The organism is Microlunatus phosphovorus NM-1, from assembly GCF_000270245.1.
Taxonomy (GTDB): Bacteria; Actinomycetota; Actinomycetes; order Propionibacteriales; family Propionibacteriaceae; genus Microlunatus; species Microlunatus phosphovorus.
In genome coordinates this window covers 4,937,811-4,963,702 of record NC_015635.1, presented here as the reverse complement: position 1 = coordinate 4,963,702, position 25,892 = coordinate 4,937,811, and the positions used below count along the sequence as shown (strand labels likewise).

Here is a 25,892-nt window from a genome sequence, read left to right as displayed (position 1 = left end):
TCAGACGCTCCCTCATCAGTACTGGACCTCCTGTGAGCGGCGACGAATCGTGGCCACGTGGTCACGCTGGTTCCCGGTCGGGCCGAGGTAGTTGAACGTGTACGACAGCTGGGCGTAGCCGCCGATCAGGTGCGTCGGCTTGACCAGCAGCCGGGTGACGGAGTTGTGGATGCCGCCGCGGCGTCCGGTCTTCTCCGACTTCGGCACGTCGATGGTCCGTTCCTGGGCGTGGTGCACATAGACCACACCGACCGGCATCCGGTGCGACACGATCGCCCGCCCGACCAGCACACCGTTGGCGTTGTCGCATTCGACCCAGTCGTTGTCGGCGACCCCGATCGACTCCGCGTCCGCCGGGCTCATCCAGACCGTGGGGCCACCCCGGGACAGCGACAGCATGAACAGGTTGTCCTGGTATTCGGAGTGGATCGACCACTTCGAGTGCGGCGTCAGATAGCGGACCACCACCTGCTTGGCACCGTCCGGGCCGATCTGCGGTTCACCGAACAGCTTGTGCATGTCCAACGGCGGCCGGTACGTCGGCATCGTCTCGCCGAGATCGCGCATCCAGTCGTGGTCGAGGAAGAAGTGCATCCGGCCGGTCAACGTGTGCCACGGTTTCAGCCGCTCCACGTTGACGGTGAAGGGCGCATAGCGGCGACCGCCGGTCTCCGACCCCGACCATTCCGGCGAGGTGATCACCGGCTGCGGCGAGCTCTGGGTCATCGGGAAGGTGATCCGCTTCTCCTCCGACCCTTCGGACAGGTCGTGCAGGTGCTTGCCGACCCGCTTCTCCAAGGCCTTGAAACCCGCGGTGGCCAGCTCGCCGTTGGTGGTGCCGGAGAAGGCGAGGATGGCCTCGGCCAGCTTGACGTCGGTGTCGATCGCCGGGCGACCGTCGCCGGCGCCGCCGAGCATCACCCCGTTGGTCCGGCCGAGCCGATCGACCTCGTCGGCCATCGGGAAGGTGACGTTCTTGACCGTGAACCCGAGCTTGTCGGCCAGCGGGCCGACGGTGGCCAGCTTGTCGGCGATCGCGGTGTAGTCGCGCTCGACGATCTGCAGCACCGGCATGGTCTTGCCCGGGATCGGCGCGACGTCCCCGCGCGCCCAGTCCCGGACCACACCGCCCGGCTGGGCGGTCTCGCCCGGGGTGTCGTGCTGGACCGGCACGGCCACCAGGTCGTGCCGGGTGCCGAGGTGGGTCTTGGCCTGCCGGGACAGCTCCTGGGCGATCAGGTGGAACGCGTCGAAGTCGCTCTTGGCCTCCCACGGCGGGTCGATGGCCGGCGAGAACGCGTGCACGAACGGGTGCATGTCGGTCGAGGAGAGGTCGTTCTTCTCATACCAGGTGGCGGCCGGCAGCACGATGTCGGACAGCAGCGTGGTCGAGGTCATCCGGAAGTCGGCCGACAACAGCAGATCGAGCTTGCCCTCGGGCGCGTCCTCGCGCCAGGTGACGTCCTTGGGCCGGATATCCGCGGCGCCCTCCTCGGCCGCCAGGTTGCTGTGCGTGCCGAGCAGATACTTGAGGAAGTATTCGTTGCCCTTGGCCGAGGAGCCCATCAGATTGGACCGCCACAGCACCAGGGTCCGGGGCCAGTTCTCCGGTGCGTCGATGTCGGCGATCGAGGGTTTGATCTTGCCGTCCGCGAGTTGCTGCGCCACGTACGCCGACGGTGTCTCCGCGGTGCCGGCATCGACCGCCGCCCGCGCGTCGTCGGCCAGGTCCAGCGGATTGACGTCGAACTGGGGATAGAAGGGCATCCAGCCCAGCCGGGTCGACTGGGCGATCGTGTCGGCGGTGTGCATCCCGGTCAGATTGCCCTCGGCCAGCGGCGAGGCCAGGGCGTCCGCGGCGTACCCGTCGAACCGCCACTGGTCGGTGTGCATGTACCAGTACGCAGTGCCGATCATGGTCCGCGGCGGCCGCGACCAGTCGAGCCCGTTGGCGAGCGAGATCCAGCCGGTGATCGGTCGACACTTCTCCTGGCCGACATAGTGCGCCCAGCCGCCGCCGTTGCGGCCCATCGCCCCGGTCAGGATCAACATGGAGAGGATGGCGCGGTAGGTGGCGTCGGCATGGAACCACTGGCAGATCCCGGCCCCCATGATGATCATGGACCGGCCCTCGGAGTCCTCGGAGTTGGTGGCGAACTCGCGGGCGATCCGGATGCAGGCCTCGGCCGGCACGCTGGTGATCTCTGCTTGCCAGGCCGGGGTGTACGGGCTGCTGGCGTCGTCGTAGCCGGTGGGCCATTCCCCGGGCAGACCGGGGCGGCCGACACCATGCTGGGCGAGCATCAGGTCGAACACCGTGGTGACCAGCTTGCCGTTGATCCGGGTGACCGGGACACCGCGGCGCAGCACCCCGCCCTCGCCTTCCTCGTCGGCGAAGTGCGGCAGCAGCACCTCCGCGGTCTCCTCGGCGACCTTGGCGTCCCGCAAGGACAGCGCCGGCACCACGTCGCCGAGATCGAGGTTCCATTGGCCCTCGCCGGACTCGGCGTAGCGGAAGCCCATCGAGCCGTTCGGCACCTTCGGCTGACCGGTGGCCGCATCCAGCAGCACGGTCTTCCAGGCGTCCTCGGGAGCGGCCTGGCTCGGATCGGCGGCCAGATCTGCGGCGGTGAGGAATTTGCCCGGCACCAAGCCGCCGTGCGGGGCGGCGTCGCTGACCGGGGCCTCGGTCAGGGTGATCAGGAACGGCAGATCGGTGTACTGCCGGACGTAGTCGACGAAGAACGGCACCCGCCGGTCGACGAAGTACTCCTTCAAGATCACGTGCGTCATGGCCATGGCCAGGGCGGCGTCGGTGCCGGCCTGGGCGGGCAGCCATTCGTCGGCGAATTTGGTGTTGTCGGCGTAGTCCGGGCTGACGGTGACCACCTTGGTGCCGCGATAGCGGACCTCGGCCATCCAGTGGGCGTCCGGGGTGCGGGTGACCGGGACGTTGGAGCCCCACATCATCAGATAGGTGGCATCCCACCAGTCGCCGGACTCCGGGACGTCGGTCTGATCGCCGAACACCTGCGGGCTGGCCACCGGCAGATCGGCGTACCAGTCGTAGAAGGAGGTCATCACCCCGCCGATCAGCTGGGTGAATCGGGTGCCGACGCAGTGCGACACCATCGACATCGCCGGGATCGGGGAGAAGCCGCTGCAGCGGTCAGGGCCGTAGGTCTTGATCGTGTGCACGTGAGCGGCGGCGATCATCTCCACCGCCTCCTGCCAACTGACCCGGACCAGGCCGCCCTTGCCGCGGGCCTGCTGATAGCGCCGGCGCCGTTCAGGATCGGTGACCACATCGGCCCATGCCAACACCGGGTCCTTCAGCCGCTGCTTGGCCTCGCGATACATCTCGAGCAGCACTCCGCGGGCGTACGGGTAGCGCACTCGGGTGGGGGAGTAGGTGTACCAGGAGAAGGCGGCGCCGCGCGGGCAGCCGCGCGGCTCGTAGTCGGGCCGGTCCGAGCCAGGGGACGGATAGTCGGTCTGCTGGGACTCCCAGGTGATGATCCCGTCGCGGACGTAGACCTTCCACGAGCACGACCCGGTGCAGTTCACCCCGTGAGTGGAGCGGACGACCTTGTCATGGCTCCAGCGATCGCGGTAGAACACGTCGCCGGCGCGTCCACCCTTCCGGAAGACCAGTCGGCCGTCGTCGGACTCCTCCCAGCGGGAGAAGAACTTCCCGATGGACAGGAGCGCATCGGAAGCAGGGCCGTCGACCCCAGCGGTGGGTGAGGAAGCCATGAAGGGACCGTAATCGTGGCCCCCTCGGGTAAGGCCAGCCTCACTCCTGCATCTCAGGACGTTGGTCCTGAGTGTGAGGTTGTGTTCACTTTCGGGTCTGTAGTGATGATCGTAGACATGCTGCGAAGATGGACAGCATGGCGATCCGGCCCGTGGTGGACGGGCACAACGACCTTCCCTGGGCGATGCGTGCCGTGCGCTACGACTTCGCCGAGCGCGACATTGCCGAGCCGCAGCACGCGATGCACACCGATCTCGGCCGGTTGCGAGCCGGTGGAGTGGCCGGCCAGTTCTGGTCGGTCTATGTGCCCTGCTCCTATCGGGGTGCCGACGCCGTCACGGCCACGCTGGAGCAGATCGATGCCGTCCATGCGATGGTCGGCCACTATCGGCACTCGCTTGCTCTGGTCACCACCGCAGAGGGACTGCAGCTGACCGTACGCGACGGTGGGCCGATCGCCAGCCTGCTCGGGGCCGAGGGCGGGCACAGCATCGACAACTCGCTGGGGGTGCTGCGCTGCCTGTATCGACTCGGGGTGCGCTATCTGACCCTGACCCACAACGAGAACACCGACTGGGCCGACTCGGCCACCGACGAGCCGCGGCACGGCGGACTGACCGAGTTCGGCCGCGAGGTGGTCGCGGAGATGAACCGGCTCGGCATGATGGTGGATCTGTCGCACGTCTCGCCGGACACGATGCGGGATGCGCTGGCGATCACCGCCGCGCCGGTGATCTTCTCCCACTCCTCGGCACGCGCAGTGTGCGATCACCCGCGGAACGTGCCGGACGACGTCTTGGCCCAGCTGTCGGACAACGGCGGAGTCTGCATGGTCACCTTCGTGCCCGAGTTCGTCTCCCCGGCCGTGCGGTCCTGGCAGGTCGAGGTCCAGGAGGACGCGCGTGCCTCCGGGGTCGACATCCGCGACCTGGCGGCGATGGAAGCGTTCGTACAGCCCTATCTCGGGTCTCGGCCCATCGCGACCCTGGCCGATGTGGTCGCCCACTGCGAGTACGTACGCGAGATCGCGGGCGTCGACCACGTCGGCCTAGGCGGCGACTACGACGGAGTGACTTCGCTGCCCGCGGGACTGGAGGATGTCGCCGGCTATCCGCGGCTGCTGGATGCTTTGGCCGAGCGTGGCTGGTCGGAGGGCGATCTGGCCAAGCTGGGGTGGCAGAACGTGACGCGAGTGCTGGCCGAGACCGAGTTGGTGGCCAGTGAGTTGCGGGATGCCTGTGGTCCGTCGCTGGCCACCATCGACCAACTCGATGGCTGATGGACGGGTCGGTGCTGGGCCGGGTCTGGGGGATCATCCGCTCAGTGGCGATGTATCACGCGATTCCCGGCCGGCACCGTCGGATGGCCCGCTTCTACGCAGAGTTCCTCGGTCCTGGGGACCTGGGGTTCGACATCGGGGCCCACGTCGGCAGCCGGGTCCGGTCCTGGCGTCGGTTGGGCGCCCGGGTGATCGCGGTCGAGCCGCAGCCCGACTGTCTGCGGGTGCTGCGGTTGCTGTACGGCCGGAATCGGGCTGTCGAGATCGTGGCGGCTGCCGTGGGCGCCGTGCCAGGGACCGCGACCTTGTCGGTTTCCAGTCGGACGCCCACGGTGTCGACGCTGTCGGACGAGTGGATCGATGAGGTCAGTGCCGACCGGCGGTTTGCCCGCGTGCACTGGGATCGCGGCGTCGAGGTCCCGGTGACGACGCTGGACGCGCTGATCGCGACGTACGGCGAGCCGGCCTTCTGCAAGATCGACGTGGAGGGATTCGAGCGAAAGGTATTGGCAGGTCTGAGCCGACCGCTGCGAGCGTTGTCGTTCGAATACTTGCCGGCCGCGCATGGCGAGGCGTTGGACGCGCTCGCGCAAGTGGAGGCACTGGGTGACTACCGCTACAACTACTCACCGATCGAGACCATGCGCTGGGCCAGCGAGTCCTGGCTGGACGGCAGCGAGCTGCGGCAGTTGCTGGAACGGTTCAGACCGTCCGGCCGCTCCGGGGATGTCTACGCCCGGCTTCCCACTCTCGCCTGAACACGCCCGAACTCGGCCGCCTATGGTCAGCCGGACAGGACCACGCGGTCAGCAGCGGAGTGACGGCGACGGACCAATCGGCCACCGGTCAGCCCGATGGCGACGCCGAGGATGCCGGAGCCGAGCGCGGTCAGTCCGAGGGGCGCGGCCGGCGTGCCGGCGATCGGTGCGGCCGCCTGATCGGTCGCGACCGATCCGTTGCCGGCTTCGGCAGGCTGCGACAAGACGCCGCTCTCGCGCAGCAGGGCGAGTAGAGCCTCCGGGTCACTCGGTCGCTGCCAGTGGGCCGGCCGATCCAGGAGGTTGCCGCCGCCGGCCTCGGTGGACACCGACTGCAGCCAGAGGCCGTCGTCGGCAGTCAGGTAGACGCGGTCGATCCGCCAGACGGTCATGTCGTGGATCATCCAAGTGAGACGGATCTGGCAGTCGCTGCAGTCCTGCATCACACTGGCCGGGCTGTCAGTCGGGCCGGCGGGTGCCTGATAGGCCCCGACGGCATCGACCAGACGCTGGTAGCGCGCCCCGTTGGTGTGCAGCCCCGTTGCCTCGCCCGTGCCCGGGCTCACGATGAGCACGCTGGTCGGTCCGCCTGCCCACGCCTGGCCGGCCGCGTACCAGCTCCCGGTCACGATCAACAGCAATCCGGCGAGCACGGCCGCACTGCGCTTCAGCACGATTCTCATACTGGGTCTACACCGCCGATGCAGGAACGGTTCGACGCAGGTCCGGGTCGGGCTGGTGGTCAGGGGTCCAACCGATAGAGCACGTCGTCGTTGGAGGCGGTCGCCCAGATCGAGCCGTGGGCAGCGCGTACGTCGCCGCAACTGCTGGTGTCAGTGGTGACTGCCTCTGAGACCGTCCTGGACGCGGGATCGATCTGGCGCAGGAATGGAACGGTGTCGCTGACCCACACCGCATCGGGTGTGGCCGCCACGCCGCAGGTCGTCGCACCGGTGGGAACCACCCCGGTCTGGCGCAGGCCATCGCGGTCCAAGGCGACCAGACCGGCCCGGGTGAGGACCCAGATCTGGTCGCCGATCGCCAACTCCCGAGGCCCGTCCAGGCCGGTGGCGCGGGCGACGACCGAACGTGCTGTCACATCGACCTGGACCACGGTGCCGTCGGCGAGGCTGGAGACCCAGACCGTGTCGTCCTCGGCGACGAGTGCGGTCCCGGAAACGCCCAGCTCGAGCGGCGGGTCGGACTTGTTCGTGGCCGGGTCGATCCCGACGAGCCCCGCGTCGGTGATGACCCAGAGCCGGCCGGCCGCCGCCTCGAGGTGGCCTTGGTCCGGTCTCTTGGCCACGGACAGGCGGGCGAGAACCTTGCCGGAACGCGGATTCAGTCGTACGACCTCATCGCTTGCTCCGCTCGCGTCCGGACTGCAGGTCCACACCGAGCCGAACGCGACGCCCAGGCCTTGGCACAGGCCAGACGCGCCGGTGGGAAGAGTGCGAACCACCCGGTTGCTGGCCGGGTCGACGACCACCACTGAGCCGCTGTCGGTCTTCACATACAGCGAGGTGTCGTCGGACGCGAGCCAATCCGGGTTGCCGGTGATCGCGATCTCGGCCCGCTGGCGCTCGGCCATGGACACCGCTGATGGCTCAGGGGCCGCGGAGGTCGGTGGGGTCGCGGAGGTCGGAGACGGTCCAACTCCGTCGGTGCCACCGCAGGCAGCCAGGGCGACCAGAAGCAAGCACCCCGCTATCCGGGGCACTACTGGGCGAACTCTCCCACGGGCACCGATGAGCCGATCCTAGAACGAAGTTCCTGGCCAGGGGGCGAATCAATTGGTTTGAGTTGGCCGGAGAGTCGCCAGCCTCGGTTGTTGAGCGACGGAGATGGCGGCGGCTCGCGTCTACCGGCCAGCGAGGGCAAGACCTCACTGGTCAGCCCTGCGAGAAGTGCGATGACAAGGAAGGAACGGACGATTCCTGGGCTGCTAGTTTGGTGACCGTGTCGCGTGTTGTAGTCCCGGGACACGGTGGGCCGGATGGTTCACGAACACATCACGCTCGGGCTGGTGAGACATGGCGATCTGCTTCGAACTCGTGCTGAACTTCGGCGACAACGTTGAGGCGGCGCAGGCCGCCGCCCGGACCGACACGAAGCCATGGGTGCTCAATGCAGGAGGTCATCGCATTCCTCTTCACCGGCCGCTGCTGTCAACCCTGGGCTCGAACATCGAGCTCACGATTCTGCCCGTGGCCGTCGGCTGGGGTGTTGGCCTCGACGGCAGTCTGCCCAGGTTCCCTCTCACCGCAGCCGAGTTCACCGAGTTGGGTCATCACCTCTACGATCTGCTTGCGCAGCTCGACGGGTATGTCACTGCCAAGGTCGGGTGGGATGTGGAAGCCCTGCTAGACCCCGCGGAGCTCAAAGCCGAATGGTCGCAGGAGTTGGCCGACGGCAGCCTCGACGGGCTCGTGATCTCCGACAGCCTTCGCGGCGAGCTTGAGCTCAGCGACAACTACGTCCCGTTTCAGCCGGGGTATTGCTGGATCCCCTATCGAGGCGAGGTCCCGAGCAGCCTCACGGCTGACTAGGTGTGTTGCTGAACACGCTCAGATCAACTAGCGCAGCGACTCGGCGATCGTTCGAGCCTGCTCCAGCCGGCTGATGCCCTCCAGCCGGACGGTGAGCTCGCGGCCGTCGAGCGTCGGCTGCCAAATCAGGCTGGGACCGGAGACGCGCGCCGTCTCGCGGTGCTCGATGCCCTCGCGGTCGACGTAGACGATCTCGTGCGGGTCGGCCAGCCAGGCGGCGTCGGCACCGGCGACATCGGTCGGGGTCACGGTCGACCAGTTCTGTTTGAGGAAGACCCAGGAGATCGTGCCGTCGAACTGATCGAGGTGCACCGGCTGCCCGTCGATGCTCCAGTCCATCCCCACCACTCGTCGGTCGCTGGTCACGGTGACCTGATCCGGTTTGCCCAGCGCGCTCGGCAGTCCGATCGGGAAGTCCACCGCGGCCCGCGCCTGCTCCAGGCTCATCACCGTGCGACCCTCGACCAGTGGCGTTGGGGTCGATGGTGGCGCAGATGTCGGTGGCGGACCGGTCCGGATCAGTACGCCGCCGATCCGCAGCCATTCGCCGACGGCAGCCCGGACCGGCGGGCTGAGGGCGCCCACCAGCAGCACGATCGCGATCACCACCGCGATCAGCCGTCGCCGTCGGTTCCGCAGCCAGCGCCACCAGCCGAGCCAACGGCGCCGATTCTTGCTCGGCGCCGAGCGAATGGCCGTCAAGACGTTGCCGACCAGTTCGTCGGGCACCGGGTCGATCGTGATCGAATGCCCGGCACGGACGAGCTCGGCCGCCAGCGTCTCGTCGGTGGGTTCGATCGACTCACGGTCGGTCATCGGCCACCTCCGTCCGTAGCCGGTGGAGTGCGCGATGCAGCCGGGATTTCACCGTGCCCGGTCGCAGGCCGAGTGTGGCAGCCGTCTCCGCCTCGGTCAGCTCCAGCAGATAGCGGCAGGTGACCACCTCGCGCAGCCCTTCCGGCAATCGCCGGACCCGCGCCAGCAGTTGGTCGCGGCGGACCTCCTCGATCGCACTGTCTGCCGGGTCTGCCGTGCTCAGGTCTGTGACCGGCCAGGTTGCTGCCGCGTACGCCTCGCGTGCCGCCCGGCGTCCCCGCGCTCGGAGGCTGTTGCGGGTCACGTTGCGAACGATGGTCAGCAGCCACGGCCGAAACTCCTCCCCCTCTCGGAACCGGGACAGCGCGGCATGAGCGCGGACGAACGCTTCCTGGACGACGTCGTCGGCATCCGTTCCGGCTCCCCACAGCACGGCCATCCGCTTCGCCATCGGGGCATGCCGACGTACCAGGTGGCCGTACGCCGCCGGGTCGCCACCCAGCGCCGCCGCCACCAGGGTCGTGTCTGCGGTCTCGCCGATGTCGGGGTCCCTCATATCGGATCGCTCACCCGTCCTACACCGTCGGGGCCCGGGAGGTTCGCGCGGCATCCCAGTCCGGAGGTATCGGGGCTGCCAAGATGGGTCCACGGTGCGAAAGGAGACTCTGGCTATGACCGGGCTGCTCGAGGTGATCGCCCTGCACGCGGCGGACGCGGAACGGGCCGAGGCCGGCGGTGCGGACCGGATCGAACTGGTCGGCACGATGGCTGGCGATGGGCTGTCCCCCGAGCCGGCCCTGGTCGGCCAGGTGCGGCGGGCCACGAGCCTGCCGATCCGAGTGATGCTGCGGCTGCGGGAGGGCTTCGGCACCGACGGCGGTGAGGTGACGCGGCTGCAGGGGCTGCTGTCGAGCTATCGGTCGGTCGGCGCCGACGGGGTGGTGCTCGGCTTCCTCAATGCCCACACCGAGATCGACGTCGGCGTGGTGCTGGAGATCATCGGGGAGTCACCGGACTTCGGCTGGACCTTCCATCGTGCGGTGGATTCCTGCTTCGACACCGACACGGCCTGGTGGGTGCTGCGCCAGCTCCCAGGGCTGGACCAGGTGCTGACGGCGGGCTCGGCGCGTGGGGTGTCGGAAGGTCTTGACGACCTGGTCGCTCGGGCGCAGGCGGACGAGTTCGCGCGATCGGCGATCATGGCCGGCGGCGGGCTGCTGCCCGAGCATGTGCCGTGGCTGGCCCGGTCGGGGGTGCGCTCCTTCCACATCGGCTCGTCGGCGCGCCCGCTGGGATCATGGAAGGCGTACGTGGATCCCGACCTGGTCGGCACCTGGCGTCGGCTGGTCGATGACGCCGTGCACCGGAGCGAGCCCGCGTGATCTTCATCGACCCGCCGACCTGGCCGGGTCACGGTCGACTCTGGTCGCATCTGATCAGCTCCACGTCCTATGAGGAGTTGCACGACTTCGCCGCCTCGGTGGGGATTCCGCGGCGGGCGTTCGAGCGGGATCACTATGACGTGATCGCGGAGCGGTACGAGTCGGTGGTGGCCGCCGGCGCGCGCCCGGCCCGTTCCCGAGAGCTGGTGGCCATGTTGCAGGCGGCCGGTCTGCGACGTCGGCATCGGTCGGCGCTGGCGCCCGCCATAGGGCGGCGCTGGCCGCAGCCGTTGCGGCCGGGAGATCTGGTAGCGGTGGTGGCGCCGTCGGGCCCGGTGTCGTCGGATCGGCTCGCGCATGGGGTGGCGCTGCTGGATTCGTGGGGCCTGCGGGTACGGATTCAGCCACACCTGCTGGGCAGGGACTCGGCGTTGCCCTATCTGGCGGCGGGCGATCGTCAGCGGGCCGCCGATCTGAGCAATGCCTGGGCCGACCCCGAGGTGGCCGCGGTGTGGGCCGCCCGGGGTGGCTATGGCGCGCAGCGGATGATCGATCTGCTGGATTGGCCGACGGTTCGGGCCGCGGAGCCGAAGTGGTTGGTCGGATTCAGCGATATCACCGCGCTGCACACGCGACTGAGTCGCGAACTGGACCTGGTGACCGTGCACGGACCGTCCTTGGCGTCGGCCGGTCAGCTGGACGACGAGTTATCCGTGGCTGCCCTGCGCTCGTTGCTGATGGGACCGCAACCAATCGCAGGGGCGACGCTGGTCGAGGGCCGCAGCCTCGTCCCGGGTGTGGCCCATGGGCGGCTGGTGGGTGGGAACCTCTCCCTGATCGCCGCCGATATCGGGGTGGAACCGGCGCCGGAGACCTCCGCGATCGCGGTCTTCGAGGACGTCGGCGAGGATGCGTACCGGGTCGACCGGATGCTCACCCAGCTGCTCCGATCGCGCTGGTTCGAACAGATCAGGGGAGTGGCGGTCGGGGAGTTCAGTCCGGGACGGAACGCTGGCCCAGAGGCAGCTGACCTGATCGTGGCCGTGATCGCCGACCGACTCGAGCGACTGCGGATCCCGATCATCGCCGACGTACCGGTCGGTCATGGGCCTCGCAACCTGGCGTTGCCGCTGGGCGCCGCCGTCACCCTGTCCGCCCCGGCCCCGGCCGGCTCTCCGGCCACGCTCGCCCTCGCCTGATCTCACCGAACTTCCGGTTATTGGTCCACCTGTGGCGTGGACAGGTAACCGGAAATCGCCGGGGACTGCCGGGGGCACCGAACTTTCGGTTGTTGGTCCACCTGTGGCGTGGACAGGTAACCGGAAATCGCAGGGAGTCAGGCGGCGGCATCGTGGAGCGCGGCGGGCAAGGGGGCGGAGTGCACGACAACCAAGCTGGTCACGGCACGGGTCAAGCAGACGTAGAGGCGGCGTAGGCCCGTGATCTCGTCAGGCTCGCCCGCCACGAGGTCGGCCGGCTCGCTGAGCACGACGTGGTCGAACTCGAGACCTTTGGCCAAGGAGGCCGGGACGAGGTCGACGCGGGCGTCGAAGATCTGGGCGTCCTCGCCGAGCAGGTCGTAGCGGATGCCGGCCTTCTCGAGGGCCTTCCGAACAGTCGCCACGGCAGCGTCGGGCACGATCACACCGACAGTGCCTTCTCGCCCCAGCGCCTCGGTGGTGGCGGTGATCAGGTCTGCTGTGGTGCCACCACGCAGGTCCAGGGCACCGCGATTGCGCCGGACCGAGTGTGGCGGAGTGAGCTGGGGCGCAATGCGTGGCAGCAGTCGGGCGGCGAAATCGATCACCGCGCCAGGCACTCGGAAGCCGGCGACCAGTTCTTCGACCGCTGCGCCGGGATGCCCGAGGTGGGTCATCGACTCCGTCCACGACGAGGTGGCCCACGGGGTGGTCGCCTGCGCGAGATCGCCGAGCACGGTCACCGAGCCGGTGGATGCACGGCGGCCGACGGCCCGCAACTGCATGGGGGAGAGGTCCTGTGCCTCGTCCACGATCACGTGGCCCAGGCTCGGCGTCCGATTGATCAGGTCCGCCGCCTCGTCGATCAAGACCACGTCGGCCAGCGACCAGCGGGCGGAGCCGACGCTGCGGGCCGGCTTCCGCATCATGATCAACTGCTGCTCTTCGGGAGACAGGATTCCCTCGGCGGAGGCGGCCAGGAACTCGGCATCGGTGAGCAGCCGCAGCACGAGTTTGACGGGATCGACCTTGGGCCACAGCGCATCGGCGTACGTCTTCACCGGCCGGGACCGGGCGACGGCGTTCTGTACGCGATCGTCGGGTGAGTCGCCGGAGGCCTCCATCCGCAGCAGCACCTGGTGTGCGAGCCGTTGCGGCAGCATCGTCCGGCCGGCTTCGTAGCGCACGCCACGCGTCCTCAGCTCGTCGAGGATCTCCTCGACGAGATAGGTGGCTACTCGCCACTGATAGGCGCCACGCGGCACCACCAGCGTCTCGCTCGGTCGGCTGACGCCGCCCCAGACTGCACGGCGCAGCACCTCGGCCATCCGGGCGTCACCCTTGATCAGGGCCGCCGGCACCGGATCAAGTCCGCGGATTGCTGCTCTGGTGGCATCGGTCACCAGCGAGGAGACGGTCGCTTGCTTCGCGTCGATCTCGCCGAGGGCCGGCAGCACGTCGCCGATGTAGGACAGGAAGCTGTCGTTGGGGCCGACCACCAGCACGCCGGACCGAGCGAGCTGGTCCCGGTAGGCATAGAGCAGGTACGCCGCTCGGTGCAGCCCGACGGCTGTCTTACCGGTGCCGGGGGCTCCTTGGATGCAGAGCGAGTCGGCGAGTTCGGCGCGGACGATCCGGTCCTGCTCGGGTTGGATGGTGGCCACGATGTCGCGCATCGGCCCGGTCCGCGGACGCTCGATCTCGGACTCGAGGATCTCCGATTCCAACCCGGAGACTCCGCCGACGGAGGTCAGGTCCTCGTCCTCGTATGCGGTCAGCTGCCCGTGAGAGAACCCGAACCGACGACGCATCCGTACCCCCATCGGCTCGCCAGGGCGGGCCTGATAGAAGGGCAGCGACATCTGGGCACGCCAGTCGATCACCATCGGCTCGCCGCCGATCTCACCCGTGACGTGCCGACGGCCGATGTAGAGCGTCTCGTCGAGCTCGCCGCCCAGAGTCGTGTCGTAGTCCAGCCGGCCGAAGAACAGCGGCACCGTCGGATCGTCTTCCAGCGCCTTCATCCGTCGATAGAGCACCTGCTTGAGATGCTCGGTGGACACATGGTTGGCGCCGCTGCCGACTGCGGTCAGTCCGGCCGTGTGCTCGCGCATCCGCTGCAGGGCGGCGCGGGAGTCGGCGAGATGTTGTCGCTCGTGGTCCAGGGTCGTCTCAGTCTCGCGAGGGTTGGTCGAGAGGGCCGGTTCGGATGCAGGCATGGCAAAGCCTCCGATCGCCAGGGGTGGGCCGGCGGGGAATCAAGCGCGCGGGTGGAGGAGCCGGGCGACTCTACCAGCCGCGTAGGCGGTAGTCATCCGATTTTCCTCCACCCGCCGGCCCGGACTCAGGCGCGGAGCGTCACATCCTCCTGGGTGAGCGTGCCCTGACTCTGTGTCTCGGCGCAGGTGGGCACCTGGATCGGTCCGCTCTCAGATTCGGGAACGGTGACCGGTGGGTACAGGTCCCGCTCCGAATTCCGGGCGACGAGACCGTAGTGCCGGACCCGCTCCTCGGCCTGGAATCGCAGCCACGCGCTGATGGTGGCCCACAGTGTGGTCTTCATCGTCTCCTCCTTAATGTTAGTGACCTATCACATAGTAAGAGGGCTGTAACATAGAATCAAGAGGGTTTGCCGGACGATCCGATGGAGCCGGTACGCCGGTGGTTGGTGAGGGAGGGCGAAGTGGGCTATCACCACGGTGATCTGCGGGCGGCGCTGATTCTGGCGGGCATCGAGCTGATCGCTGAGAAGGGCATTGCCGGTCTCTCGGTGGCGGAGGCTGCCCGGCGAACCGGGGTGAGCACGGCGGCGCCGTACCGGCATTTCGCCAATCGCAACGCGTTCCTGCTGGCCGTGGCGACCGAGGCCGGGCGGATCATGGGCGATCAGCTGGAGGCTGCATTGGAGGCCGTACGAGAACGATCAGCCGACCCGCTCGATCAGCTCGAGGCCATCGCCGAGACGTACGTGCGGTTCATGATCACGCATCGAGCCGGCTTCGATCTCGTCTTCGTCCGGGAACTCCAGGAGTCCGAGGATCAGGCTCTGCGGGACGCCGGACGACGGGTGATCGACCTGATGCTGGCGCCGACGATCGAGGTCAGCCCGGACATGCTGCGAGCCCTCGAGCTCAACGAGGAGATCTGGACCAGTGCGCACGGCTATGCGGCGCTCTGTCTGACCGGGCTGTTCCGGGCGGAGGACGTCCTTGCATCGGCCCCGCGGGCGGCGCGCCGACTCGGGCAGGCGGCCTCAGGTCGCCTCTGATGGTCCCGGTCCGTACGCTGACCGTTGTGAGCACCGAGACCGGCCGCACCTTCGCGATTCCCCAGGACCCGGCAGATCGGCCGGTCCGCCGCCGACGGGCGGTGCGGGTGATCGCGGTCGGGCCGGATGACCGAGTGCTCCTGTTCGAGGACAGCGACCCAGGCATTCCGGGACTCACCTGGTGGGTCACCCCTGGGGGCGGCATAGATCCTGGCGAGACCGAGCGACAGGCTGCCGTACGGGAGATGGCCGAGGAGACCGGCTATGTCTTGGCCGAGGACGCGCTGATCGGTCCACTGGCAACGCGGTATGTGGTGCACGGCTACACCGATCAAGTGCTCGAGCAGCACGAGTCCTTCTATCTCGTGAGGGTGCAGGCGTTCGAGGTGGACGTCGCCGGGCACACCGTGGACGAGCAGGTCACTCTGCAGGGTCATCGCTGGTGGAGCCCTGAGGAGCTCGCGAGCAAGACGGCCTGGATCTGGCCCGCAGAACTCCTCGGGATCTGGGACCGGGCCGCCGATCTTTCGCTGCCGGTGCTGGAACTGGGTCGGCAGGAGGAGTCCACGATCCCGGTGTGACCGCGGCTCGAGCAGGGTGAGGTGCGGTTAGTCGGCGGTTTCCCAGAGCCGGGTGGCCCAGGTGGTGTGGCCCGGGGGCGCGAGACGTTCCCGTGGTTCGCGTGGCTGGCGGTCGTGTGTGGCCCTGGGGCGCAAGATGTCCCGGCACTGCGTCTGGCTCGTGGTCGTGTGTGGCCCGGCGGCGCGAAACGTTGCTGCGGCTCGTCTGGCTCGCGGTCATGTGTGGCCCCGGGGCGCAAGATGTACCGGCACTTCGCCTGATTCGTGGTCGTGTGTGGCCCGCCGGCGCGAAACGTTCCCGCGTCCGTCTGCTCGCGGTCGTTTGTGGCCCCGGGGCGCGAGACGTTCCCGCATCCCGTCTGCCTCCCGGGCGTGTGTGGCCCGGGGGCGCGAGACGTACCGGCCATCCGCGCACCCAGCGGTCATGAACCGGCCCCCGAGTGCGAAAGGTGCCGGCGGACCCGCAGAATGAGTCCACCGGCACCCGGATTCAGCGTCGACCGCCACCTCCGCCGCCCATCCCACCGGCCGCGGCCTCGCCGGCGGTGACGGTCGCGGACGAGGTTGCCGACCCCAACTCGCCGGCAGTAGACAGTCCGCCGACCGAGTCGCCGCTCGCCGTGCCGCCGAGGTAGACGGAGTATTCGTCACCGTCGGTGATGTCAGCGGTGGAGACCACCACGTTCTGCACCGACTTCCCCGCGGTGTAGGTGGCGATCACCTTCTTGTCGGCATCCACGATCTGGATCACCGTGCCCGCCTCGACGGCGCGGTCCAACGTCGCCGAGACCCAGCCCTGCTTGGAACCCGTGCCAGGCGAGACGACCATGCCGGCGCTGCCGGCGGCGACCAGAGTGCCGCCGTCGACAGTGAATTCCCCGTTGACGTCGAGCGCTCCGTTCCCGTTGCCCGCGGGCCCGTTGACGACCACGGTGCCGCCCGCGATCGAGGCAGAGCCGTTGGAATCCAGTCCGTCGCCCTCGGCGTTGATGACCAGAGTTCCGGCGGTGATGGTCACCGAGTAGTCGCCGACCTCCTCGCCACCCCCGCCAGCGCCACCCCCGCCGCCGGGACCAGCGCCTTGCTGGTCACCTGCGGCTGAGTCCTCGGTCCCGCTGCTGCCGCCGGCGGCGTTCACGCCGTCATCGCTCGAGGTCACCGTGGTGTCCCCGCCGCTGACGGTGATGTGCGCTGCCTCCAACCCCTCGTTCGAGGTCGACACTTCGACGGTGCCCTTGCTGATCAGCAGCTCGTCCTCGGCATGCACCGCGTCATCACCGCTGGCCAGAGTCACGGTGGCGCCGCTCAAGGCTGCGGACCCGTCGCTGTGCAGCGCATCATCACTGGCGTCGACGGTGATCGTGCCGCCCTCATAGACACTGAGCACGCCGGATTTCAAGCCCTTGGTCGAGTCGTCGTCGCCGGCCTGGGACTCATGGCCACCGCCGGTCGTGGCGCTGACCGCGCCACCGGTGACCACCAGGTCGGTGGCCGCATCGACGCCATCGCCGGCGGTCGTCGTCACAGTGACTTTGCCGCCCTGGATGTCGACGTACCCGGCTGTCTCGTCCTCGTCGTTATCGGACTTGATGCCGTCTCCGCCGGAGGTGATCGTGATGGTGCCGTCGGCGACCACGACGTAGTCCTTGCCTCGGATGCCGTCGTCCTTCGCCTGCACGGTGATCGTGCCCGAGGTGATCAGCAGCCCGTCGGTGGTGGCGATACCGTCGTTGCCGTTGCCCTTGACCGTCAGCTTCCCGGTCCCGGCCAGGGTCAGATCGGCGGTGCTGTAGAGAGCAGCGTTGACCTCGGCGTCGGTGGCATAGCTGTCGGTGTCGCTGAGCGTGTTCTCACTGCCGTCAGCGGTGATGACGGTCACCTCGTCGGCGTCGGTGGCGGCGATCGCCGCGCCGCTGCTGCTGGCGATGTCGACCCCGTTCAGGACGAGGACGACATGTGCGTCGGCGGCATCGATGGTCACCTGGCCGTCGGTCAGTGAACCGGACAAGACGTACGTGCCCGCTGCCGTGATCGTCACCGAGGAGCCGTCGATGGTGACGTTCTCGCTGCCGTCACCGGAAGCGGTGGCAGAGCTGCCGGTCAAGGTGATGGTGGTGGCGGTCGAGGCGTCGTAGCTGGTGGCGTCGGCGGAATGCGCTTCCTTGTTGGCGGCGAGCACCTCCGCAGCGGTCTGCGCTGCGGAGACGGACACGGTCGAACCTGCGGAGGTCGTCGAATCGGTGGCGGAGTTGCCGGAGGCGCCGACTCCGCAGCCGGCCAATGCCCCGACGCTGAAGACGGAGAGTGCTGCCAGACCTGCGAGTCGGCGGCGTACGGTCGTGGTTCTTTTCAGGGCGTTCATGAGGTGAGCTCCTCGGCTCTCAGCTGTCGATGCAGGACGGGACGCCAGCGATGGGCCGGCAGTTCGGGATGTAGGGCCGCAAGACCGGTGCCGAACTTGGAGATGGAGCAGGGGCGGTGTTGGAGTGCCCACAGCGCGCGGTCCATCTCCGCAGCGCTGCCGGCGCATTTGGTCTCGACGATCGCGTGGCTGTCGACTCGCCGCCGCCGGCTGCCGTCGGGCAGCATCCAGCACAGGTCGGTATCGATCGTCACCCGACTGCGGCTGGCCGGCAGGAAGAGCGTCACTCGGTGATAGGTGGTGATCAGGACCGGTCGCAGTTCGGTCGAGTCAGGTGGCCTGGCACCGGTCTGCGCGACGGCGTGGCACGCTTCGGTACGGTCCTGGCTGAGCAGGTGCTCGCCGTCGCCCGCGTACGGCAGCTGTTGCTTGACCGTGGCGCCACGCGGCCCTCGGGTCTTGACCTCGAGCAGGTGTTGGCCGCCGTCGAGATAGCTACGCGTCCTGATCTTGAACCGTCGCCGGCGACGCAGCGCGGTCAGCCGGTACGCGAGCAGGTCGGCCGTGTCGAAGTACACCGAGCGATAGCAGAACTGCCGGCGAGCCTCGATCTGCAGTACGCGAGTCGTGCTGGGCAGTGTCGCCAAGACGTCGTCCAGCCGATCGACCTCGACCAGGTATTTGCGGTCGATTCGGGTCAGCAGACCGGCCTGCTCGCTGAGCTCGGTCAGCCCGATCGGGGCCATGGTGGCGATCATCGGACGACCTCGTGAGTGCGAGTGTTGTGGATACGGGCGGTCAGCGCCGACTCGTGCGGCACCGGATGGCGCGGGACCCGATAGCGGACATCGACCATGGTGGTGTCGTTGACCAGGTCCAGCCTGATCACCGAGAGATTGACCAGCTTGGCGCCGAGCAGCATCTCCAGATGCGAGCGCAGCACCTCCTCGTCGCGGTGCGCGACATCGACCACGATCGTCTGTTGCCGATAGCCGCCCAGCAGCCGAGGGTGGTCGGCGATAGCGAGTACGGCGATGATCAGCACCATCAGGCCGCCTACCAGCAGGCTCGGCGTGCTGGTCAGCCCGGCCAACAGACCCAGCGCCAGCGAGGCGAAGTAGTAGGCCACCTCGTGCTGGGCGATCTCGCTGGATCGCAGCCGGATGATCGACAAGACCCCGAACAGACCGAGGCCGAGCCCGGCACTCACCGTGCTGGACCCGAGCACCATGGCCACCGCGAGGACGCCCACGTTGACGCCCAGGAAGGCGGCGACGAGGTCCTTGCGGTGGTGCCGAGGAAAGTAGACGGCAAAGGTCAAGACGGCGATGGCGATCAGGTCGATGCCGATCATGATCAGGGAGGTCATGGGAGTTCCTTCATCAGTGGTTCACGATGCATTCATCCTGGTGAACCGACCTTTGAGGTTTCTGTGAAGAAACGGTGCCTGACCGATGAGGTCCGACCCGGGGGGTCAGCCGCCGCCCCGACGGACGGTGATCCCGCCGCCACCGCCACTGAAGCCGCCACCGCCGCCGGTCAGGCTGCTACCGGTACGCCGACGGTTCGTCGTGGTGCCGGTGGTCGGCAGCGCCTCGGTGGTGTCAGCGAGCGACACGGTCGTACCGGCTGTCACACCGTCGGCGAGCTGGACACGAGTCCCGTCCATCACCCCGAGCTGGACCCGCTGGGTGGTGGTGCTGGAGCCGGACACCACGGTGACCGTGCCTGAGCCGTCACCGGTGGGCCGGACGGCGGAGACCGGGACCAGCACCGCGTCCTTGGCCGAAGCCACGGTGATCGTCGCCGTGGCGGAGACGCCGGAGGCCAACGCCGTACGGTGCTTCTTGGCCGTGGTCGCGTCGATCGTGAGCGTGACCGGATAGGTCGCGGATGAGTCGGACGAGTCACTGGGCAGCAGGCTGATCGCGGTGACCTTGGCCGGGAACGTCGTGCCGGGGGAGGGAGAGACGGACGCCTGCTGCCCGACTTTCACCGAGCGGATGGCGTCCTCGGATACGTCGATGGTCAACTGCACCGCCCCGGTGCCGACGATCTCGATCGCATCGGAGGTGGCCGTCGACTCACCTTTGGTGAACGGCTGAGTCGCGACTGTGCCGTCGATGGGTGCCAATAGGGTCGCGTGGTCGAGATCGAGTTCAGCCTGGGTCAGCGCCAGCTTCGCCTTCTTCACACTTGCCGTCGCCGCCGCGACGCTGGTGGTCTGGCCGCCCTGGCTGTTGCGTGCTGAGTTGGTCGCGGAGGAAGCTCCCGATGAAGACCCGGCGGATGAGGAGCCGGTCGAGCGTGAGTTCGAGGAGTTCGTCGCCTGGTTGCTGGACGTCGTCGACTTGGACGTCGTCGACTTGGACGAGGGCGGCGCGGAGGAATTCGACGGAGACGTCGTGGGCCGAGGGGATGGTGGCTCGGCGGTCGAGGTGCTGCTCGGCCTCGGTGACGGATTGGTCGTGGGTGGTGTCGAGGCGAGTTCACTGGCTGCCGTGGTGAGCGCTTGGACGGCGTTGGCCAGCGACTCCTGCTCGTCGACGACACCGTGCTGGGCTTGTTGCGCCTTGTCCAGCGCCGCCGTACAGGCATCGCGGTCATAGCCGGCGTCCAGCACGACGGCCTGACCGCCCGCGGCGCTGTCGGCCGCTGACGCCGATGGCGTGCTGGACGGGGTGTCGGACGGAGACGGGGTGTCGCTCGGACTCGGGGTATCGGACGGAGACGGGGTGTCGCTGGGGCTCGGGGCATCGCTCGAGCTGGGCGAGTCACTTGGACTCGGTGACTCCGAAGGCTCAGCAGACAAAGCAGCGCGGCAGATCTCGCCGGCGTCGGCGACCGCGCCGGTCGCTGTGGACAGGGCGTCGGTCAGCGACTGCTGGGCGTCCTTGACGGCCTGTTGTTTGGCTGCGATGTCTGCCGTGCTCGGCAAGCTCGGAGGTGCACTGGGGGAGGTGGTCGGGGAGGCCGAAGGGGTCGGTGATGCGGACGGCGTGGGCGTGGTCGACCTCGCCGGCGACGAACTCGAACTCGATCGGCTCGGGGTCTTGCTGGACGATCGATCGGACGACCGGTTCGCCGAGGGTGCGCTGGCGGACGCCTTCGCGGAGGCGCCAGCAGACGTGCTGGCTGAAGTGGAGGCGCTGGCGGAGGTTTCGTCCTCAGCGGCTTGTTCGGCTTGCTCCAAGGTCAGCTTGGCGGCAGCCAGATTTGCCTCGGCCTCGGTGATGGCGTCCTTCAGATCGCCGGTGTCCATGGTGGCCAAGACATCGCCGGCCTTGACGGTGTCGCCCACCTGCACCTTGACCGAGGTGACGGTGCCCGCGGCGGGAAACGACACGTCAGCGTTCTTCACCCGGGCCAGGGTCCCGGTGCCGGACAGCGTCTGGCTGATCGATCCCGTCGTGGCAGTGGTCGTCACATAGCGGTCGGCGGCCGAACTCGACTGCAGCGCCTGGGCGCCGAAGGCGGTTGCGGCCGTGAGAGCAACCGCTACCGGTACGCCGATGATGATCATCCGACGACGGCGACGCCGTCGTCGACGTGCTGTCGCCGAGGTCCGCTGAGGGGGTTTGGACACAGGGTTCATCAAGACTCCGAGCTCATCGGGAGACTGGCCTCATCAGGAGAAGGTTCCTAGCGGTTTGCTCGACGGAAGCCACAGCCCTGGTCGCCCGACTTGTAGACCGTGATCGACTTCGCCGCGACGGCGCCGGTGTCGTCGGCCTTGCCGTTGGCGTTGGCGCACATGCCGACCTTGGCTGCCGAGGCCTTGGCGCTCTTGGTGACGGTCACTGTCGTCTCGGATGTGGTCTTGACCGTCAATGTGGTCGTGTCGTCGGAGCCCAGCTGGGTCGCGGCGAGGGTCAAGGTGCCGCCCTTGATCGCGGTGACCTTCCCGGCACGCGGCCGGGCACCGTTGTTGGGCATCCCCGATGGCGCTCCACTGGGTGCCGCACCGCTCGGCGGCTGACCACCTGCCGATGGCTGGCCGCCTGCCGAGGGCATGCCAGACGGTGCGCCCGACGGCCTCGCCCCGCGGCCACCGCCGCCGAAGCCGAGCTCGCATTCGCCGTCGGCCGCCGGGCTCGCGGTCACCGATGTCGCCGTCACGGAGGTCGCCTTCTCATCCGTCGACGAGCTGAACACCGTCACGCAGTCGCCGGCGCTGATGTCGGACACCTTCCCGGTGACCCGGGTGAGGAACGTCGTTCCGCTCGAATAGGTGACCGCAGTCTGGCTCTCGCCGTCCTGGATCTGCAGCGTCTTGCCGTCGATGGCCGCGATCTCGCCGGTCACTCGACCGGGATCGTTGGCGCCGAAACCGCCGCCCCGGTTACCCCGCCCGCCTTGACCGCCTTGACCGCTTTGACCGTTCTGGCCGCTCTGGGCCGCGCTCGGCTGGTCACCAGGGCTGGCGTTCGAGGTGCCGGAGCTGCAGCCGGTGAGCAGCAGCAGCCCGCATCCTGCCGCGACGAGTGGGGCCGACAACAGCGGTCGAGTGCGAGCAGAGTGCTTCGTGGTGATCATCGATTTCTCCTTGTGAACAAGCACATTCGGGGTGACTGAGGGATACGGCGAGGTCATTCGCGCCGCAGGGCGTCAATGGGGGCGAGTCGGGCGGCCCGGGTCGCGGGATAGACGCCGGCGATCAGACCGATGCCGACGGCGACGACGAGCGCCCCGGCACTGGCCCAGAGCGACATGGTGACCGGCTGACTGATCAGCTTCGGCAGCAGCCAGGCGCCCAGCGCCGCGATACCGAGGCCGAGGATCCCGCCGGCCAACCCGAGGATGCCGGCCTCCATCAGGAACTGGCGTCTGATCAGCCGAGGTGCCGCACCCAGCGCCTTGCGGAGTCCGATCTCGCGGATCCGTTCCGAAACCGAGACCAGCATGATGTTCATGACGCCGATGCCGCCGACCAGCAGCGAGATACCGGCGATCCCGCCGAGCAGCACGGTGAGGGTGCGATCGGTAGCCGTGGCAGCCTCCACGATCGACTCCTGGCTCGTGATCGTGAAGTCCGCGTCGTCGCTGGAGCTGATGCCGTGCAGCGTGAGCAGGGCGCTGTTGGCCTGCTGGTACGCCGCCGACAAGGCGCCGGAGTCCGTGGCCTGCAGATAGATCGAGGACAGGGTGGTCGCGGAGGTGCCGACCGTGGTGCTGGCGGTGGTCCACGGCATGATCACCACGTCGTCGTCGCTGGTGGCACTCGACGACGATCCGCTCGCGCCGAGCACACCGATCACCGTGAAGGTGGTGGCGTTGATCTGCACCTCGGCGCCTACCGGGTTGCGTCCACCGAGCAGTTCCTCCGCTGTGCTCGACCCCAGCACCACGACCTTGCCGAGGTCGGCGAGGTCCGCATCAGTGAGGAAGCGTCCGCTGGCCAGGGTGCGCGAGCGTACGGTCTGCCAGTCAGGGGTGGCTGCGACCACGCTGGAGGTCCAGGTCTGCTCGCCGTACGTGACCACCTGCTGGGTGGTCGCCACCGGCGCGACCGCGCCGATGCTGGGCGCCACGCTTGGATCGGCCAGAGCTTCGGCATCGGCCCTGGTGAGGGTGGTGGCGGAGCCGAAGCCACCGCGCACGCCGCCACTGGTCGACGACCCCGGCGAGACGATCAGCAGATTGCTGCCCAGGGCGTTGATCTGCTCGCGTACCTGGTTCTGGGCGCCTTGGCCCAACCCGACGGTGAGGCTGACCGAGGCGATGCCGATCATGATGCCGAGCACGGTGAGCAGCGAGCGGACCCGGTTGAGCCGCACCGCCTCGGCCGCGACCGTGAGGGTCTCCCAGACCTTCACGCGAGTGCCCCGGATGCGAGTACGCCTGCATCGTCGTAGACCAGCCCATCGCGGACGTGCACGATCCGCTCGGCACGGTCGGCGACCTCGGCCTCGTGAGTGATCACGATGATCGTCCGGCCGGCCGCGTGCAGCTCGTCGATCAAGGTGAGTACGTCGGCGGTGGAGACCGAGTCCAGGTTGCCGGTCGGTTCGTCGGCCAGGATGAGTGCCGGATCGCCGACCAGGGCGCGCGCGACGGCGACGCGCTGCTGCTGACCGCCGGACAGCTCGCCCGGCCGGTGACCGATCCGGGAGCCGAGTCCGACCCGCTCCAGGGACTGGATGGCTCGTTGCTTGCGTTCGGCCCGGGACACGCCCGCATAGCAGAGCGGGAGCTCGACATTGCGCCATGCGGAGAGGGCCGGCAGCAGGTTGAACTGTTGGAAGATGAAGCCGATCCGCTGATTGCGGATGACGCTCAGCTCCTCCTCATCGAGTTCGGCGACATCCTCCCCGTCGAGCAGATAGCGGCCGCTGGTGATGGTGTCCAGGCAGCCGAGGATGTTCATCAGCGTGGACTTGCCGGAGCCGGACGGGCCCATGATCGCGACGTACTCGCCACGCCGTACGCCGAGCGTGACACCGCGCAGCGCCGAGACCTCGAGGGTGCCGTTGCGATAGGTCTTGCAGACCTCGGACAGGTCGACGACCAGCTCACTCATCGATTGCCTCGACTGCCTTGACCGCTACCTTGGCCAGCCTGACCACCCTGGCCGCCCTGACCGCTGAACTGGGGCGGCCCGCCCTGACCGCCGCCGAAGCCACCACCATTGAGGCCACCACCTCCGGGGAAGCCTTGGTTCTGGTTGCTGCCGCCACTACGCGAGCTGGTCGCAGCGGTGAAGGAGAAGACCACGACCTCGTCTCCGTCGCTGAGACCCTTGGTGATCACGGTGGAGGTGCCGATCACCTGCCCGATGCTCACCTCGGTCTGGACCTGCTGGCCGTTGACCAGCTTCTGCACCACGGTCTTGCCGTCGACGGTGCTGATCGCCTGGGTCGGCACGCTGATCACGTCGGCGAGTTGTTTGACGGTGATGTCGACGGTGGCGCTGGACCCGGGCAGCAGGTCGGTGTGTTTGCCGGTCACGGCGATCGTCACCGGGAAGGTCCCCGAGCCGCTGTTGGATCCCGAGCCACTGTTCGAGGAGCTGTTCTGTGAGCTGCTGGCCATCACCCCGACGGTGCTGACGGTGCCGAAGACCGGCTGCTCGCTGCCAGTGGGAGTGATGGTCGCCTGCAGACCCTTCTTGATCGAGGGCAGATCCACGTTGGAGACCGAGGTGTCGACCACGAATGTGCCGGTGCTGATCAGCGTGATCGACTCCGAGTCGTTGGAGTTGCCGGATCCGCTGCCCTCGGACGAGCCAGAGCCGCTGCCGCCGGACGAGCCAGAGCTCGAGCCAGAGGAGGATCCGACGGTGTCGCCCTTCTCGATCCCGACGGCCGCGATCGTGCCGGCGAAGGGCGCCACCAGTTCGGCGTCATCGAGGGCCGCCGTGGCTTGCTTCACGGCGTTCTGCTTCACCCGTACGGCGGCCTAGGCCGAGGCGAGGGCAGTGTCGGTCGCATCGGAGTCGTCCTGCAGGTCGCTGAGGGAGTCCTCCGCCTCGGTCAGCTCGGCTTCTGCGGCATCGAGGTCGATCTGGAGCTCGTCCTCGTTGATCTTGGCGAGGACGTCGCCCTTGCTGACCTTGTCGCCGACCTTCGCCGACACCTTGGTCACCACACCGGACGAGCCGAACGACAGTTCGGTCTGCTTGGCCGGATTGAGAGTCCCGGAGGCGCTGACAGTGGACTTGAGGGTGCCGGTGCTGACTGTCATCGTGCGGTACTGGGTCGCGGCCGAGCCCTGGTCGGACAAGAACAGCGCCCACACGCCATAGCCGGCGCCGCCGAGCAGCAGGACGAGGGCCAGGATCAGCACGATCGTGCCGCGGCGGCCCAGCCTGCGACCCAACCGATGCTTTCGCGAGCGCGTCGGGGGCGCGCTGACAGCCGCCTCTGGGGCATCCAGCTGGGTCACTGACACGAGTCCCTTCACGCACGGGGAAGTTCCCCGACGAACAGCTCTGCGGATCGC

The 25,892-nt window shown here is 68.2% G+C and carries 23 protein-coding genes; 7 read left to right on the top strand and 16 right to left on the bottom strand.

Annotated features, from left to right (window positions below):
* Positions 1-15 precede the first annotated feature (15 nt).
* The gene (locus MLP_RS22545) at positions 16-3,756 is read right to left on the bottom strand and encodes a nitrate reductase subunit alpha (RefSeq protein WP_013865507.1); all 3,741 of its coding nucleotides are present in this window, start codon (positions 3,754-3,756) and stop codon (positions 16-18) included.
* Positions 3,757-3,884: 128 nt separating this feature from the next.
* Between MLP_RS22545 and MLP_RS22540 the strand changes: the two genes are divergently transcribed.
* A complete protein-coding gene (locus MLP_RS22540) occupies positions 3,885-5,036 on the top strand; it encodes a dipeptidase (protein WP_013865506.1) in 1,152 nt (383 codons plus the stop codon).
* Entirely contained in the window at positions 5,036-5,794 is a 759-nt protein-coding gene (locus tag MLP_RS22535) for an FkbM family methyltransferase (protein ID WP_013865505.1), read from the top strand. Before MLP_RS22540 ends, MLP_RS22535 begins: the two co-directional genes overlap by 1 nt.
* Before the next feature lie 26 nt (positions 5,795-5,820).
* Here the strand turns inward: MLP_RS22535 and MLP_RS26785 are convergent, their stop codons facing one another.
* Positions 5,821-6,468 (bottom strand): hypothetical protein, encoded by a 648-nt coding sequence (locus tag MLP_RS26785; RefSeq protein WP_013865504.1) that lies wholly within the window; start codon positions 6,466-6,468, stop codon positions 5,821-5,823.
* A gap of 68 nt (positions 6,469-6,536) precedes the next feature.
* On the bottom strand, positions 6,537-7,385 hold the full coding sequence (locus tag MLP_RS22525) for an NHL repeat-containing protein (RefSeq protein ID WP_049804642.1): 849 nt from the start codon (positions 7,383-7,385) through the stop codon (positions 6,537-6,539).
* Between the two features lie 442 nt (positions 7,386-7,827).
* On the opposite strand from MLP_RS22525, the gene MLP_RS22520 reads away from it, so the two are divergent.
* Positions 7,828-8,343, top strand: a complete 516-nt coding sequence (locus MLP_RS22520) for a hypothetical protein (RefSeq protein WP_013865502.1) — start codon at positions 7,828-7,830, stop codon at positions 8,341-8,343.
* A 27-nt stretch (positions 8,344-8,370) separates the two neighbouring features.
* Here the strand turns inward: MLP_RS22520 and MLP_RS22515 are convergent, their stop codons facing one another.
* On the bottom strand, positions 8,371-9,159 hold the full coding sequence (locus MLP_RS22515) for a hypothetical protein (protein WP_013865501.1): 789 nt from the start codon (positions 9,157-9,159) through the stop codon (positions 8,371-8,373).
* Entirely contained in the window at positions 9,146-9,715 is a 570-nt protein-coding gene (locus MLP_RS22510; protein WP_013865500.1) for an RNA polymerase sigma factor, read from the bottom strand. Before MLP_RS22510 ends, MLP_RS22515 begins: the two co-directional genes overlap by 14 nt.
* A gap of 115 nt (positions 9,716-9,830) precedes the next feature.
* Between MLP_RS22510 and MLP_RS22505 the strand changes: the two genes are divergently transcribed.
* On the top strand, positions 9,831-10,541 hold the full coding sequence (locus tag MLP_RS22505; protein ID WP_013865499.1) for a copper homeostasis protein CutC: 711 nt from the start codon (positions 9,831-9,833) through the stop codon (positions 10,539-10,541).
* The gene (locus MLP_RS22500; RefSeq protein ID WP_049804641.1) at positions 10,538-11,740 is read left to right on the top strand and encodes a DUF4031 domain-containing protein; all 1,203 of its coding nucleotides are present in this window, start codon (positions 10,538-10,540) and stop codon (positions 11,738-11,740) included. Before MLP_RS22505 ends, MLP_RS22500 begins: the two co-directional genes overlap by 4 nt.
* Positions 11,741-11,877: 137 nt before the next feature.
* Here the strand turns inward: MLP_RS22500 and MLP_RS22495 are convergent, their stop codons facing one another.
* Positions 11,878-13,959 carry a HelD family protein gene (locus MLP_RS22495; protein WP_013865497.1) on the bottom strand — a complete coding sequence of 694 codons (2,082 nt, stop codon included), beginning with the start codon at positions 13,957-13,959 and terminating at the stop codon, positions 11,878-11,880.
* A 125-nt stretch (positions 13,960-14,084) separates the two neighbouring features.
* Positions 14,085-14,303 (bottom strand): hypothetical protein, encoded by a 219-nt coding sequence (locus MLP_RS22490; RefSeq protein ID WP_013865496.1) that lies wholly within the window; start codon positions 14,301-14,303, stop codon positions 14,085-14,087.
* 66 nt (positions 14,304-14,369) lie between these two features.
* On the opposite strand from MLP_RS22490, the gene MLP_RS22485 reads away from it, so the two are divergent.
* Positions 14,370-15,008 carry a TetR/AcrR family transcriptional regulator gene (locus MLP_RS22485; protein ID WP_156821263.1) on the top strand — a complete coding sequence of 213 codons (639 nt, stop codon included), beginning with the start codon at positions 14,370-14,372 and terminating at the stop codon, positions 15,006-15,008.
* Positions 15,009-15,034: 26 nt separating this feature from the next.
* Entirely contained in the window at positions 15,035-15,589 is a 555-nt protein-coding gene (locus MLP_RS22480) for an NUDIX hydrolase (RefSeq protein WP_231851376.1), read from the top strand.
* Positions 15,590-16,079: 490 nt separating this feature from the next.
* Here the strand turns inward: MLP_RS22480 and MLP_RS22475 are convergent, their stop codons facing one another.
* From MLP_RS22475 to MLP_RS22425, 9 genes are all read right to left on the bottom strand, one after another.
* Positions 16,080-17,951, bottom strand: coding sequence for a carbohydrate-binding domain-containing protein (locus tag MLP_RS22475; protein ID WP_013865493.1), 1,872 nt, complete (start codon positions 17,949-17,951; stop codon positions 16,080-16,082).
* The gene (locus tag MLP_RS22470) at positions 17,948-18,709 is read right to left on the bottom strand and encodes a polyphosphate polymerase domain-containing protein (RefSeq protein ID WP_013865492.1); all 762 of its coding nucleotides are present in this window, start codon (positions 18,707-18,709) and stop codon (positions 17,948-17,950) included. The genes MLP_RS22475 and MLP_RS22470 overlap by 4 nt, the downstream gene beginning before the upstream one ends.
* Entirely contained in the window at positions 18,706-19,320 is a 615-nt protein-coding gene (locus tag MLP_RS22465) for a DUF4956 domain-containing protein (protein ID WP_013865491.1), read from the bottom strand. The genes MLP_RS22470 and MLP_RS22465 overlap by 4 nt, the downstream gene beginning before the upstream one ends.
* Positions 19,321-19,425: 105 nt before the next feature.
* Positions 19,426-21,537 (bottom strand): HlyD family efflux transporter periplasmic adaptor subunit, encoded by a 2,112-nt coding sequence (locus tag MLP_RS27640; protein ID WP_231851375.1) that lies wholly within the window; start codon positions 21,535-21,537, stop codon positions 19,426-19,428.
* 56 nt (positions 21,538-21,593) lie between these two features.
* Positions 21,594-22,487 (bottom strand): hypothetical protein, encoded by an 894-nt coding sequence (locus tag MLP_RS22445; protein WP_013865489.1) that lies wholly within the window; start codon positions 22,485-22,487, stop codon positions 21,594-21,596.
* Between the two features lie 53 nt (positions 22,488-22,540).
* The gene (locus MLP_RS22440; protein WP_013865488.1) at positions 22,541-23,767 is read right to left on the bottom strand and encodes an ABC transporter permease; all 1,227 of its coding nucleotides are present in this window, start codon (positions 23,765-23,767) and stop codon (positions 22,541-22,543) included.
* Positions 23,764-24,471, bottom strand: a complete 708-nt coding sequence (locus tag MLP_RS28390) for an ABC transporter ATP-binding protein (RefSeq protein WP_013865487.1) — start codon at positions 24,469-24,471, stop codon at positions 23,764-23,766. Before MLP_RS28390 ends, MLP_RS22440 begins: the two co-directional genes overlap by 4 nt.
* A complete protein-coding gene (locus tag MLP_RS22430) occupies positions 24,468-25,322 on the bottom strand; it encodes an efflux RND transporter periplasmic adaptor subunit (RefSeq protein ID WP_156821262.1) in 855 nt (284 codons plus the stop codon). The genes MLP_RS28390 and MLP_RS22430 overlap by 4 nt, the downstream gene beginning before the upstream one ends.
* A gap of 27 nt (positions 25,323-25,349) precedes the next feature.
* Positions 25,350-25,841 carry a biotin/lipoyl-containing protein gene (locus MLP_RS22425; protein ID WP_156821261.1) on the bottom strand — a complete coding sequence of 164 codons (492 nt, stop codon included), beginning with the start codon at positions 25,839-25,841 and terminating at the stop codon, positions 25,350-25,352.
* Positions 25,842-25,892: the final 51 nt, after the last annotated feature.

Coding starts and splice junctions, on each gene's coding strand:
- MLP_RS22545 (WP_013865507.1), bottom strand. CDS start 3,756: ATGGCTTCCTCACCCACCGCTGGGGTCGACGGCCCTGCTTCCGATGCG.
- MLP_RS22540 (WP_013865506.1), top strand. CDS start 3,885: ATGGACAGCATGGCGATCCGGCCCGTGGTGGACGGGCACAACGACCTT.
- MLP_RS22535 (WP_013865505.1), top strand. CDS start 5,036: ATGGACGGGTCGGTGCTGGGCCGGGTCTGGGGGATCATCCGCTCAGTG.
- MLP_RS22525 (WP_049804642.1), bottom strand. CDS start 7,385: ATGGCCGAGCGCCAGCGGGCCGAGATCGCGATCACCGGCAACCCGGAT.
- MLP_RS22520 (WP_013865502.1), top strand. CDS start 7,828: ATGGCGATCTGCTTCGAACTCGTGCTGAACTTCGGCGACAACGTTGAG.
- MLP_RS22515 (WP_013865501.1), bottom strand. CDS start 9,159: ATGACCGACCGTGAGTCGATCGAACCCACCGACGAGACGCTGGCGGCC.
- MLP_RS22510 (WP_013865500.1), bottom strand. CDS start 9,715: ATGAGGGACCCCGACATCGGCGAGACCGCAGACACGACCCTGGTGGCG.
- MLP_RS22505 (WP_013865499.1), top strand. CDS start 9,831: ATGACCGGGCTGCTCGAGGTGATCGCCCTGCACGCGGCGGACGCGGAA.
- MLP_RS22495 (WP_013865497.1), bottom strand. CDS start 13,959: ATGCCTGCATCCGAACCGGCCCTCTCGACCAACCCTCGCGAGACTGAG.
- MLP_RS22490 (WP_013865496.1), bottom strand. CDS start 14,303: ATGAAGACCACACTGTGGGCCACCATCAGCGCGTGGCTGCGATTCCAG.
- MLP_RS22475 (WP_013865493.1), bottom strand. CDS start 17,951: ATGAACGCCCTGAAAAGAACCACGACCGTACGCCGCCGACTCGCAGGT.
- MLP_RS22470 (WP_013865492.1), bottom strand. CDS start 18,709: ATGATCGCCACCATGGCCCCGATCGGGCTGACCGAGCTCAGCGAGCAG.
- MLP_RS22465 (WP_013865491.1), bottom strand. CDS start 19,320: ATGACCTCCCTGATCATGATCGGCATCGACCTGATCGCCATCGCCGTC.
- MLP_RS22445 (WP_013865489.1), bottom strand. CDS start 22,487: ATGATCACCACGAAGCACTCTGCTCGCACTCGACCGCTGTTGTCGGCC.
- MLP_RS28390 (WP_013865487.1), bottom strand. CDS start 24,471: ATGAGTGAGCTGGTCGTCGACCTGTCCGAGGTCTGCAAGACCTATCGC.